Raw genomic sequence first — 12881 nt, forward strand, 5'->3', positions numbered from 1 at the left:
CAAATATTACAGAAAAAGACTACCTAAGTAGCCTCTTCCCCTAAATTTATTCATTTTTATATCGCTGTTACATTAAATGAAATTGATTCTAACACTCTTAATAACGCACTTGTTGTGTCCAATGATGTTAAACAAGCAATTCCTTGCTCACTTGCAGCTCTTCTAATTTTAAATCCGTCATTTGTCGCACTTTTTTTCTTAGCCGCTGTATTTATAACCATATCTACATAACCTTTGTAAATAACATCTAACACGCTATATCCATAATGAGTTTCATCAATTTTACCAACAACTTCAACTCTACTCAAACCATGTTCTTTGAAAAATTCCGCCGTTCCTTCTGTCGCAAGAATGCTGTATCCCAACTCATAGAATCTTTTAGCCAATTTAAACGCCTCTTCTTTAGCCGCTCCACTTATTGTAAACAACACACTTCCTTGATCCTTAACTTTAATTCCAGCCGAAATTAATCCTTTATACAATGATTTTTCTAAAGTACTGTCACTTCCCATTACTTCCCCAGTTGATTTCATTTCAGGTCCTAATGTCGTATCTACATCTTTCAATTTTTGGAAACTGAACACTGGAACTTTTGTATGAATTGTATCTCCAGAAGGAATTAATCCTGTTTTATATCCTTTACTTACCAATGTTTCTCCCAAAATTCCTTTCATAGCCAAATTTGCCATTGGAACTTTTGTGATTTTACTTAAGAATGGAACTGTTCTCGAACTTCTTGGGTTAACTTCAAGTACAAATACTTCACCTTTACTAATTACATACTGAATATTCAACAATCCAATAATATTCAATCCTTTAGCCAATCTAACTGTATACTCAACTAATGTGTCAATTTGTTCTTGTGTCAAACTTTGTGGAGGATAAACTGCTATTGAATCTCCAGAGTGAACCCCAGCTCTTTCAATATGCTCCATAATTCCAGGAATTACAACTGTTTCCCCATCACAAATCGCATCCACTTCTATTTCTTTACCAACCAAGTATCTATCTGTCAACACTGGATGATCAGGCGATACTTTTACTGCATTTTCCATATAATGTCTTAATTCTTCTTCTCTATACACGATTTCCATCGCACGACCACCTAAAACATAAGAAGGTCTAACCAATACTGGATATCCAATTTCAGCAGCATTTTTTACAGCTGTTTCTGTATCAAATGCAGTTTTTCCTAATGGTTGAGGAATATTCAATTTATGAAGCAACTCTTCAAATTTATCTCTATTTTCAGCATTATCAATTTCTTCTAACGCTGTTCCAAGTATTTTAACACCATGTTTAGCTAATTTTTCTGCCAAGTTAATCGCTGTTTGTCCACCAAATTGAACTACAACTCCTTCTGGTTTTTCCAATTCAATTATCGCCATAACATCTTCTTCAGTTAGTGGTTCAAAATAAAGTTTGTCAGAAATTGAGAAATCTGTCGATACAGTTTCTGGATTATTATTTATAATAATTGCCTCATATCCAAATTCTTTAATCGCTTTTACCGCATGAACTGTCGCATAGTCGAATTCCACTCCTTGCCCAATTCTAATCGGTCCTGAACCTAATACAACAATTTTTTTCTTATCAGTTCTAACTGACTCATTTTCTTGCTCATAAGAAGAATAAAAATAAGGTGTTTCAGATTTAAATTCTGCCGCACAAGTATCGACCATTTTAAATACTGGTTTAATATTGTTTTCATGTCTTAACTTATAAATTTCTTCTTCAGTCGTATTCCATCTATGAGCAATTACTTTATCAGAGAATCCATATTTTTTAGCATAAAGCAACACATCTACATTTCCAACATTGTTTTTCAATTCTTTTTCAATATCTATAATATTTTGCATTTTATCCAAGAAGAACATATCGATTTTCGTAACTTCATGAATGTTTCCAGGTGTTACTCCTCTTCTCAAAGCCTCACCAATAAAGAACAATCTTTCATCTCCAGCCTTCTTAATTCTTCTCATAATATAATCCAATTTAAATTCCTCACCATTTGGTAATCCTAAATGATGAACACCATATTCCAATGAACGAATAGCCTTCAATAAACTTTCTTCATACGTTCTACCCATTGCCATTACTTCCCCAGTTGCTTTCATCTGAGTTCCCAAATGTCTATCTGCTTTTTCAAATTTATCAAATGGGAATCTAGGAATTTTACTTACAACATAATCTAATGAAGGTTCAAAACATGCATAAGAATTTTTCGTTACAGGATTTATAATTTCATCTAATGTTAATCCTACTGCAATTTTAGCTGCAATTTTAGCTATTGGATATCCTGTCGCCTTTGAGGCCAATGCCGAAGAACGAGAAACTCTTGGATTTACTTCAATAATATAATATTTAAATGAATTTGGATCCAAAGCTAATTGAACATTACATCCACCTTCAATTTTCAATGCTCTAATTATTCTCAATGAAACATCTCTCAACAAATGATACTCTCTATCAGTCAATGTTTGCGAAGGTGCAACTACAATCGAATCTCCAGTATGAATCCCAACTGGATCAATATTTTCCATATTACATACTACAATCGCAGTATCATTACTATCACGCATTACTTCATACTCAATTTCTTTATACCCAGCAATTGATTTTTCCAATAAACATTGAGTTACTGGCGAATAGTGAAGTCCGTTAGTTACAATTTCATCTAATTCTTTTGGATTATGACAAATTCCTCCTCCAGTTCCTCCCATCGTAAACGCAGGTCTTACAATTACTGGATAACCTATTTTTGCTACAAAATCTTTCGCTTCTTGTAAATTATGAATTATTTCTGATTCAGGAACTGGTTCTCCCAATTCATTCATTAAATCTCTAAACAATTCTCTATCTTCTGCTTGTTTTATAGAATCTAGTTTTGTCCCTAATAACTCAACTCCACATTCTTTTAAAACACCTGATTCATGCAACTCAACCGCTAAATTCAATCCTACTTGACCTCCCAATGTTGGAAGCAAAGCATCTGGTCTTTCTTTTCTAATTATTTTTGAAACAAATTCCAAAGTCAACGGTTCAATGTACACTTTATCGGCTATTTCTTTATCTGTCATTATCGTTGCAGGATTTGAATTTACTAAAATTACTTTGTATCCTTCTTCTCTAAGTGATAGACACGCTTGCGTTCCAGCATAATCAAATTCTGCCGCTTGTCCTATAATTATTGGTCCCGATCCTATTACTAAAATAGTTTCTATATCTTTTCGTTTTGGCATTTTTATCTCTCCTTAATTTATTTTTCTAAATTTATTACGTTTTTGTTTATGATTTCGCATATTTTAATTAATAAATGCTTTTTTTCGTACTATTTTTTTTCATATTTTCTATAAATTCATCAAATAAATAATTTGGATCATGTGGTCCTGGTGAAGCTTCTGGGTGATATTGCACTGAAAATACTGGATATTTCTTATGTCTTACCCCTTCACAAGTTTTATCATTTACCGCAATGTGCGTCAATTCCAATTCTGTATCCTTCAAAGAATCTATATCAACTGCATAACCATGATTTTGTGCAGTAATATCCACTTTTCCTGTCAATAAGTTCAATACTGGTTGATTCGCTCCACGATGTCCAAATGGCAATTTATATGTCTTAGCACCACACGCCAATGAAATCAATTGGTGTCCCATACAAATTCCAAAAATTGGTACTTTTCCAATAAGTTCTCTTATTATTGCAATAGTTTCTGGCACATCTATTGGATCTCCAGGTCCATTACTAAGCATTATTCCATCTGGTTTTTGTCTCAATATTTCTTTTGCTGGAGTATCATGTGGCATTACAACAACATCACAATCTCTCGAATTTAATTCTCTTAAAATTCCTGATTTCATTCCTAAATCTAATAATACAACTCTCATTCCTCTACCTGAAGAAAGAAAAGCTTTTTTTGTTGAAACCTGCTCGATTTGATTAGTCGGTAAAGAATTGTTTTTTAAATAGTCAACAACTTCTTGAGGATCTTTATCTGCGCTAACGATAATCCCTTTAATTGTTCCATGCTCTCTAATTTTTTTTGTCAAACTACGTGTATCAACACCTGAAATTCCTGGTATATTTAAGTCTTTCAAAATCTCATCTAATGTAAATTCATTTCTGAAATTAGAAGGTTTTTTACATATTTCACGAGTTATAATACCTTTTATGCTAGGATTAATAGTTTCATAATCATCTCTATTTATCCCATAATTCCCTATTAATGGATATGTAAATGTAATAATCTGTCCATTATATGAAGGATCTGAAATTGTTTCTTGATAACCAGTCATCGCAGTATTAAAAACTACTTCACCAGCCATTTCTACATCTGCTCCAAACCCGTATCCTTTGTATACACTACCATCTTCTAAAACTAACTGTTTATCCAATGAGTACATAATAATTTACCTCCTCTATTTTTGTAATGCATTTTTATCTAAAATTTAAAAATTTTATCTCATTTTTATATCCAATTTTACCAAAAATATTGTTATTTCCGAAAAAATTGTAAAATTTTTTTACTAAAAAATATTTCTATTCTTTAGTAATTTTTTTTTTTTATCATTCTCTTAAATCTTCTAATTATACCCTTTTTAAAAAATTTTTTCAAGTCCAAATCTCAAAAAACACATTAATTTTTTATTAAATATAAATTTTACAAAAAAAACTGTTTCATAAAAATCACATCATTCGTTCTAAAATCAATTTTCATCAATCTGAAAATTCTTTCTAATAAATGATATCAAATTCATAAAACAGTTATCTTAAATACCAGAATTTTCTAATATTCAATTCATACTCTATATCAATATTTCATATCAAGAAAATCCCATTTCTATTATGCTTCTGTAACAATATTTATCAATTCTTCTATAGTTTTTTCTCCAACAGACGCCTTTTCTCCATTGATGTAAACTACTGGTACACCTTGAATATTTTTTTCAGAAACTTCTTGCGTATAAACTCCTCCATCAATCAATGAAGTTGTAATATTGCTATTTCCCATAGAAATAACATTCAATGCTTGAATTACTTCTGGACATTTCGTACATGAAAGTGAAACATAAGTTTCAATATTCAACGGTTTGTTTATTGCTTGAACTCTAGCTAATTGATCACCTTCTAATTTTTTACCCATTCCAGCCAATCCTAAAATCGCCAAAATAAAGCTATTAAACTCATGTCCTCCAGGAATTCCATTAAAGTTAATCCCTGATTTTTCTCCATCTTTCAATAAAGTAAATGAAATTGGTCTTGTAATATTATACGATTTTTCTAATTCAATATCTTCTCCAAAAGTTTTTTTAGTGTAATTTACTTTTGATGAAATTCCATCTACTTCTTGTAAAAAACTATCTAATTCTTTCGATTTATCACTTTCATCCAAAAAAGCTACCATTTCAATATTCCCATTTATATTATTAAAATACCCTTTTAACTGTTCTACAATATTTGAATCTAATAATGCCATCTCAATCATCCTTTCTACAATTCTTTCTAAATTTATTATATCATATTTTTTCCTAGCTTCCTATTTATCTTTTTCATTTTCAAAATTTATTCTCAAACTATATATGTGTTTATTTTATTATCATATCTTGCTATTTCAAAATTTTGAATTAAACAAGCCTGTTCTATCAATTCAAAACAGGCCCTCTTTTTATACATAACTTTAATTTTTTAATTTATTATATTTTACCTACTAAATCTAATCCTGGTTTTAATGTAGCTTCTCCTTCTTTCCATTTAGCTGGACAAACTAATCCTGGATTATCGTGTACGAATTTAGCAGCTTTTGCTCTTCTTACTAATTCTGAAGCATCTCTTCCAATTCCACCATCGTTTACTTCATATGCAACGATTTTCCCTTCAGGATTTACAATAAATGTTCCTCTGAAAGCCATTCCTGATTCTTCATCCAACACATCAAAGATTCTTGCTACTTCTTTTTTAGGATCTCCAATCATTCCATAAGTTACTTTGCTAATTGCTTCTGAATGATCGTGCCATGCTTTATGAGTAAAGTGAGTATCAGTACTTACTGAATAAACATCAAATCCTAAATCTTTCAATTCTTTATGATGATCTTCTAAATCTTCCAACTCTGTAGGACAAACAAACGTAAAGTCTGCTGGATAAAACATGAAAATATTCCATTTTCCTAAAAAATCTTTTTCAAATGAAACTTCTTTAAATTCTTCATTTTGATACATTTGTACCGTAAAGTCTTCTACTTTTTTTCCAATTAATGACATAATTGAATACCTCCTATTTATTTTCTATCATTCTATATATTTAAACTTTTTTCTAATTTGAAATAATTACAATTATTTCTCCATTACATTATATAAAATTTTAAAACTTTTGTCAAACACTTTTTTCTATTTAAACTTAAAAATTTCTCTCAAAAATTTTTTCTCTCGTTATTAATTCATCTCAAATTCAATGTACACCGTTTTTGAGATATCTAATTTTCTTGGATTAACTACAATTCTTTTTTCTGAAACTTTATCCAACAATTCTTTTTCAGATTTTTCTAATATTTTCGAGTCAGTTAAAACATTTCCGTAATAATTGTAGTTATAATCTGAATACGGTCTAATTACACCTTGTGATTTATCAGTTATTGTTACAGGATTTTTTAAGTTTAAATCTGTTTTCCCTAAAATAACTTGTGCTTTTTTCAAGGCTTCTTTGTAAGCATTTTCATACAATTCATCTTCTAATTTTTGTTTATTATCAATATCGTATTCAATGTATCCATTTGTCCCGATTCCCAATATTTGTGCTACACTTATAATATTTCCTATATTTTTCATATCTCTAGTTTCTACTTCGATTGTGTGAGTTACCGTATTAATCTCTTTTTTTACACTTTCTCGTTTTTCCAAACTAACTTCATCATTAGTAAACCCTACTATCTTAATTTTACCACCTAATCCTTTTGAACCTAATTTTTGTTGTAATCCATTAAATTTATCCAAAGCCTTTTGATACGCTGCTTTAGCCGATTTATCTCTCATTTCTATTTCAAAAATATTCACACCTTGTGCATTTCTTTTTACTTCATAAATCTTTTCATTCGCTAAAACTGACAAGAAATCTTTTAATGAATTCAACGTAACATTATCCGCTTCAACTGATAAAACTGTTTTAAATTCTTTTTCACCTTTATTTATAACCTCTGTATCCCAATCATACGATTTATCTGTAGAATATGATGTTGAATTTATTTTATCATATCTAGCTCCCGATTTACTCAATAAACTTTTAAATTTCTCCAATTTTTGTGCATTCTCTTTACTCGCTTTATCCAAATTTTTATCTTCTGTTTGAATCGTCAACTGGACTTTTGCTGAATTTGGCATAATTTCTTTTTTAGCAATTCCTCTAACTTGAATTCTTTTCCCTGAAACAATGTCTGAAAAACTTAAAAAACAAGTCATCATACACATCAATAATATTATTCTTTTCATTTCTATTTTGAAGTAATCCATAACTTTTAACTTATGAAATTCTTCTCTCCTTTCATTTATTTCTCATCTTAATTTAATAACTATAAAGTTCCAACTTCCATATATTTCTCTAGATTTTATGACCTTTAAATAACAATCCTATTTTCAAAATACAACTTCAACAAATATTTTTTATAACTTTTTAAGAACTTTAATTCAAAAAATCTATTTTCCAATCATTTCGTACATTACCGATATATTTTGCGTTAATTTTAAAGGTTTTGGAGTATAATCTACTTTTGCTTCCATTTTTGGACTTGAAACAACCGCTATTTCAAAATTCATTTCTTTTGCAATACTTTTTGATGCAGGTGCTGCTGCAACTGTCCAATTTTCATCCATTCTATCAATCATTTTTTGCTGAAAATCTACATCCTCACTCACAACAATTACATCTCCAACCTTTAAATTACTAGATTTTAAAATACTCGCAGCTTTCTGTTTTGCTTGATTATACGCTTCATTATACATTTCTGATTCAATTTCCGCTCTATTTGACAAATCAAATTTAATCGAACCTACAATATTCAAGTCATTTTTATCAGCCAAAGCAATTATTGTATTCAAATCCTTCAAATTTTTAGTAACAACATTTAATTTATGCGTAACTTCATATTCTTCTTCCTTTTTCAAGTCACCACCGTAATTCTCTCGAATTTCATATCCTCCAAAAGAAACACTCGCTCCAGTCGAACCCATTTTTTGCAATTTATTATTCACAAAATTTATTTTCGCAAAAAGTTTATTCAATGTCCCGCTCAAAGTTTTATCATTTTCCCTCAATTTCACTTCATAGACATCTCCATTCGATTTTCCTATATTCACAACTTGATTATCGCTACTATCATCTTCGTCATCAACAAACTCACCATCAATATCCTCATCATCATTATAATTCTCTATCTTTTTCGTAATACTTTTAAGTTTCTCCCCTTCGTTTATCTCTATCAATTCTCCAATTTTATCATAAGCCACATTTTTAACCAATATTTTCATTTCAGCAGTATACGAAGTTGGATTTGACTTTGCTAAATTGTTACTTCCATTCCCATTCACTTTAATTTTCCTATCAGAAATCGACTCAGTCTCAATGCTATCTATTCCTATGTTTTCTGCCTTCAATGTCGATTTAAATCCTTGCAATTTCTGATTAACTTTTTCTGTCGCCTTAGTCAAACTTTTATCTCTCCCAGTAATCTCAAAATGTAAAGTCGCCATATTTGGTAAAATTTCCTTTTCAACATTACCAGTAACACTAATTTTCTTAACCGGCTCTCCTATTACAAACGAATTTAATGCTAAAAACGCACTAAATATCACTAATAATCGTTTCATTTTCCCTCCTTGTAATTTTTCACTACTATTTTTGAAGTATTTCATACATTACTGACACATCTTGTGTTAATTTTAAAGGTTTCGGAGTGTAATCTACTGTTCCTCTTCTTTTTCTAGCACTAGCAAAATCAGCTGAATACGAATATTCTTCTTTTGTTCCTGCAACTAAACCAAGAGCATTGCCACTTTCTACAGTCCAATCCTTATCAATCCTGTCAATCATCTTCTGTTGAAAATCCACATCTTCGCTCACAACAATCGGTTCTCCTAATCTCATTGAACTCGATTTTAAAATACTTGTAGCCTTTTGTTTTGCCTGGTCATACGCTTCTTTATACATTTTTGATTCAATCTCACCCTTATTCGACAAATCAAATTTAATCGAACCATCAATATTCAATCCGTTATCATCAGCCAATGCAATTATTGTATTCAATTTTTTTAAATCCTTCACTTTCAAAGTCAAATTATGAGTCACAGAAAACATATCAACCCATTTTTCTTCATAAGCACCAAAATTTTCATTTATTTTGTAACTTCCAAAAACTATATTATTCCCTGTATTTATCGACTGTAATTTGTCTTTTGTCACATTCATTTTCTCAAATAATTTATTCAACGCACCATCAATAGTTTTATCTTTTTCCTTCAAATTTATAACAAAAAGATTCTCTTTAAAATCTTTCTTAATACCATTCAAATCTCCACTTGAATTAACGTCCATCAAATTTGCCAACCTATTAAAATCAATATCTCTCACAAAAATTGACATTTCAGCAGTATAAGAAGTTGGTGTTCTTTCTTCTTTCTTATTTTGAAGAAAATTTTTTCTATCCCCCTCAATCTCATCCTCTCTCTCTTTAATTTTCTCATCATAAAAAGAAACCGTCTTTATATCATCCGCTTGAATTTTCTGCTTTCTCAACGCATTCTTAAATCTCTCAAGTTTCTGGTTCACATCATTTGTCGCCAAATTCAAATCCCTATTCTTTGACTCTATTCTAAAATTCAAAACTGCTGTATCTGGCATTATTTCCCGTTCTGAATTACCTGTAACACTTATTTTTCTAATCACATTTTCACTCGCAGAAAATGTATTTAAACTAGAAAGTATGCACAGTGCTATTAGTACTTTTTTCATATTTACCTCCTATTTTTGTTTATTTATTACTTCTATTATTTTTACCTTTCATATTCTACCACACAAAAATGAAACATCCATTAGAACTCCACTTATTTTCTCAATCCTAGCTCTAAAATCCCCTCTTCATAGTTTATTATTACTTCGTCGCATAATCGAGCAATTAACATAAATTCATCGGCATTTTCGCCTTCTCCCATCAATCCCCAATACTGATCATATTCTTCATCTTTATGAATCGTCAATGCTTTTTTCAATTCAAAAATTTCATTTTCAGATAATTCTACATATCCAAATGTGTAAATTGCATAGTTGTTATTATTTTCCTCATCAATATCTATTTTTATTTGAAAATTTTTAGCTCCTTTTAATAGATAATAACTTGTTACTTCATTCACTATTTTTGAAATAATTTTTATTTTTTTATTTTTTATTCTAGTTTTTATCATTTTTTTAATCTCTCCCTAAATCTATCGTTTTTTATTCTCATCAAAAAATATTTGCAAAATTGGTACACATACGGTAGCTAAAATTCCAGCAGAAAATCCTGTATTGTATAAATTCAATCCACCGTGAGTAACGCCTACATTCAGTGTAACACAATAATTTAAAAATCCAACTAAGATTCCTATTATAAAACCGAATTTCCCGCTAATTGGTGCCAATGTTGTTGAAAAAAACATTATTATCGCATAATTTGTCAATGGAATTGACTGTCCAAAAAAATAATATGCAATCATCACTCCAAACATCACAGGAAGCACATTTTTCAAATGTTTTCCGAAACCTCCAAAACCTACTACAGTCAATAATCCGCATAAAATCGGTCCATTTACTGGAAAAAAGAAAAATATTATTGCAGTACACATTAAACCTAGTATTCCTATATTTACAAAAACTAGTGATACCCCTTCTGTAACTGTAAAATCCGTAATTAATCTTCCCGAATGAGAAAAAATTTTTCTATATCCGTCAAATGAATAATTATTTCTTTTAAAACCATAAAAAATATAGAATAAAAATACAATTATCAAAACTAACATTACTTCATAATTTTGCGTTTCTAAATAATTTCCTCTAGATTCCATATTTATTCCTAAATTTTTCATTATTGAATAAAATACTACTGCTACCAAACCTGCTGATAATCCTGTATTATACAAACTATATCCACCATGAAATTGAACTGCTCTTGTCGATATTGGTGGCACAATAAATCCTAGAATCACTCCAAGAATAAACGCTAATATTATTCCAATCAGAGTATAGTTGAATAGCTTTGCAACACTACTAACCATTGGTGCTAAGCAAGTTGAAAACATGCAAATTATTACTATTGACTTAAAACTCTGTCTATTGTAAAGTGCATACAAATATGCTCCAACATAAAATGGAATTATATTAATCAAATTTTTCCCAATCAAAGAAAATCCCAACATTAAAAATATTCCTGAAATAACTAATCCATTTATTTTCATATCTAATTTGTATAAAAGTACGATATTTATTAGTGTAATTATTGACGCATTTATCAAAGAGGTATATGTTCCCGCTATTTTAAAATTATCAGTAAGCAAGACACCATCAGATAATGTAATTATTTTCATACCTGCTAAAAAATCTAAAAATGATATCTTCATCATAGAATAAATTATTAAAAGTAATGGTAAAACTGAAATTATTAAATATTCTTGCTTTTTTTGCTTTATCATACTTTTCTCCTTTTTTCTTCGATAATTTAATATTCTCTATAAATTATACCATATTTATTTTCCCATGACATGACAAAACGAAAATCTCATAAAATTTTATATTTATTTTTATCACTATTTATGTTATCATATACTATATATACTTAAAAAATAGTTGAGGTGCAAAATGGCAAAAAAATTTAATTTAAATTTTATACGAATTATTATTATTTTAGTCTGCCTAGGTATATTGGCGACTTATGGTAAGGATGTGTTTATTCGACATTTTTTTAATGAAAGGCTCACAGTTATTCCAGATGTTATGAACCTTAATGAAAAAGATGCTGTTAGATACTTGAAAAAAGCAGGACTTCATGTAAAAGTTATTCATTCAAAGACTGAAAAAGTACCGCTTAATACAGTTTTTATTCAAGATCCTGCTCCCCAAAAAGAAGTAAAAGTTCATAGAACTGTTAGAATTTGGGTAAATAATGGACAAACTCAGAAAGTGCCTAATATTGTTGGATTGGAACTATTAGAGGCTCGTTCTATGTTGCGTGAAAAAAATATTCAAATTGAAACAATTGATTACTACCCTTCTAATCAGAAGTACAATACGATTTTAGGGGTTTATCCTAAGCCGGGAACTGTTTTAGAAATGAATCAAAAAATTTCAATTTTAGTTTCATCACAAAAAGTTTTGGATCCATCTGTAGTGCCTAATTTAATTGGATTAGACTTGAATGATGCAAAAGTATTATTGAATCAAATTGGATTACAAGTTGGTAATATTTCTAGAACACAAGATACAACATTACCTGTAAATACAATTATTTCTACATCGCCTGAAGCAGGAACTCGTATTCAAAAAGGTCAAAAAATTAATATTGTTATAAATGCTGGCGTGCAAAGAAGACGACAAACACCTTCTGTTGAAGATATTGTTAATAAAACTAAAAAACAAGTTAATGAAAAAGAAATTGAAAATGTTATAAACAATACTATTGATCAAATTGATCAAGTTAAGACTAACAAAGATTCAAATAGTAACAATAGTGGTAATAATAACAATAATCAATCATCTGATACAAACGATACAAACAAAAAATCAAGAACTGTCCCAGAAATTCATCCGTCAAATAAATCGGAAAACACTGGAAACGATGACGATGGAGGAGAATAAAAATTAA

The 12881-nt window shown here is 29.7% G+C and carries 10 protein-coding genes; 1 reads left to right on the forward strand and 9 read right to left on the reverse strand.

What is annotated here, in order from left to right; all coding sequences use genetic code 11:
• Positions 1 to 56 precede the first annotated feature (56 nt).
• The 9 genes from carB to J4863_RS06110 all read right to left on the reverse strand — a co-directional run bounded on the left by carB (position 57) and on the right by J4863_RS06110 (position 11712).
• On the reverse strand, positions 57 to 3242 hold the full coding sequence (carB, locus tag J4863_RS06070) for a carbamoyl-phosphate synthase large subunit (RefSeq protein ID WP_211617902.1): 3186 nt from the start codon (positions 3240 to 3242) through the stop codon (positions 57 to 59).
• 67 nt (positions 3243 to 3309) lie between these two features.
• On the reverse strand, positions 3310 to 4407 hold the full coding sequence (gene carA, locus J4863_RS06075; RefSeq protein WP_211617903.1) for a glutamine-hydrolyzing carbamoyl-phosphate synthase small subunit: 1098 nt from the start codon (positions 4405 to 4407) through the stop codon (positions 3310 to 3312).
• A 440-nt stretch (positions 4408 to 4847) separates the two neighbouring features.
• Positions 4848 to 5480 carry a thioredoxin family protein gene (locus J4863_RS06080; protein ID WP_211617904.1) on the reverse strand — a complete coding sequence of 211 codons (633 nt, stop codon included), beginning with the start codon at positions 5478 to 5480 and terminating at the stop codon, positions 4848 to 4850.
• A gap of 217 nt (positions 5481 to 5697) precedes the next feature.
• A complete protein-coding gene (gene ahpC, locus J4863_RS06085; protein WP_211617905.1) occupies positions 5698 to 6264 on the reverse strand; it encodes an alkyl hydroperoxide reductase subunit C in 567 nt (188 codons plus the stop codon).
• A gap of 171 nt (positions 6265 to 6435) precedes the next feature.
• Positions 6436 to 7485, reverse strand: coding sequence for an SIMPL domain-containing protein (locus J4863_RS06090; protein ID WP_211617906.1), 1050 nt, complete (start codon positions 7483 to 7485; stop codon positions 6436 to 6438).
• Positions 7486 to 7689: 204 nt separating this feature from the next.
• Entirely contained in the window at positions 7690 to 8859 is a 1170-nt protein-coding gene (locus J4863_RS06095) for an SIMPL domain-containing protein (protein WP_211617907.1), read from the reverse strand.
• A 25-nt stretch (positions 8860 to 8884) separates the two neighbouring features.
• On the reverse strand, positions 8885 to 10000 hold the full coding sequence (locus tag J4863_RS06100) for an SIMPL domain-containing protein (RefSeq protein WP_211617908.1): 1116 nt from the start codon (positions 9998 to 10000) through the stop codon (positions 8885 to 8887).
• Between the two features lie 92 nt (positions 10001 to 10092).
• Complete coding sequence (locus J4863_RS06105) at positions 10093 to 10449, reverse strand: hypothetical protein (RefSeq protein ID WP_211617909.1); 357 nt, start codon at positions 10447 to 10449, stop codon at positions 10093 to 10095.
• A 21-nt stretch (positions 10450 to 10470) separates the two neighbouring features.
• Positions 10471 to 11712, reverse strand: coding sequence for a DUF1576 domain-containing protein (locus J4863_RS06110; RefSeq protein WP_211617910.1), 1242 nt, complete (start codon positions 11710 to 11712; stop codon positions 10471 to 10473).
• Positions 11713 to 11878: 166 nt separating this feature from the next.
• On the opposite strand from J4863_RS06110, the gene J4863_RS06115 reads away from it, so the two are divergent.
• Positions 11879 to 12874: a PASTA domain-containing protein gene (locus tag J4863_RS06115; protein WP_211617911.1), complete on the forward strand. Its 996-nt coding sequence runs from the start codon at positions 11879 to 11881 to the stop codon at positions 12872 to 12874.
• The last annotated feature ends 7 nt before the right edge of the window (positions 12875 to 12881 follow it).

It is taken from the genome of Leptotrichia sp. oral taxon 221 (assembly GCF_018128245.1).
Taxonomy (GTDB): domain Bacteria; phylum Fusobacteriota; class Fusobacteriia; order Fusobacteriales; family Leptotrichiaceae; genus JABCPH02.

Excerpts from the sequence above, each read along its gene's own strand:
- carB (WP_211617902.1), bottom strand. The coding sequence starts at position 3,242 with ATGCCAAAACGAAAAGATATAGAAACTATTTTAGTAATAGGATCGGGA.
- carA (WP_211617903.1), bottom strand. The coding sequence starts at position 4,407 with ATGTACTCATTGGATAAACAGTTAGTTTTAGAAGATGGTAGTGTATAC.
- J4863_RS06080 (WP_211617904.1), bottom strand. The coding sequence starts at position 5,480 with ATGGCATTATTAGATTCAAATATTGTAGAACAGTTAAAAGGGTATTTT.
- ahpC (WP_211617905.1), bottom strand. The coding sequence starts at position 6,264 with ATGTCATTAATTGGAAAAAAAGTAGAAGACTTTACGGTACAAATGTAT.
- J4863_RS06090 (WP_211617906.1), bottom strand. The coding sequence starts at position 7,485 with ATGAAAAGAATAATATTATTGATGTGTATGATGACTTGTTTTTTAAGT.
- J4863_RS06095 (WP_211617907.1), bottom strand. The coding sequence starts at position 8,859 with ATGAAACGATTATTAGTGATATTTAGTGCGTTTTTAGCATTAAATTCG.
- J4863_RS06100 (WP_211617908.1), bottom strand. The coding sequence starts at position 10,000 with ATGAAAAAAGTACTAATAGCACTGTGCATACTTTCTAGTTTAAATACA.
- J4863_RS06105 (WP_211617909.1), bottom strand. The coding sequence starts at position 10,449 with ATGATAAAAACTAGAATAAAAAATAAAAAAATAAAAATTATTTCAAAA.
- J4863_RS06110 (WP_211617910.1), bottom strand. The coding sequence starts at position 11,712 with ATGATAAAGCAAAAAAAGCAAGAATATTTAATAATTTCAGTTTTACCA.
- J4863_RS06115 (WP_211617911.1), top strand. The coding sequence starts at position 11,879 with ATGGCAAAAAAATTTAATTTAAATTTTATACGAATTATTATTATTTTA.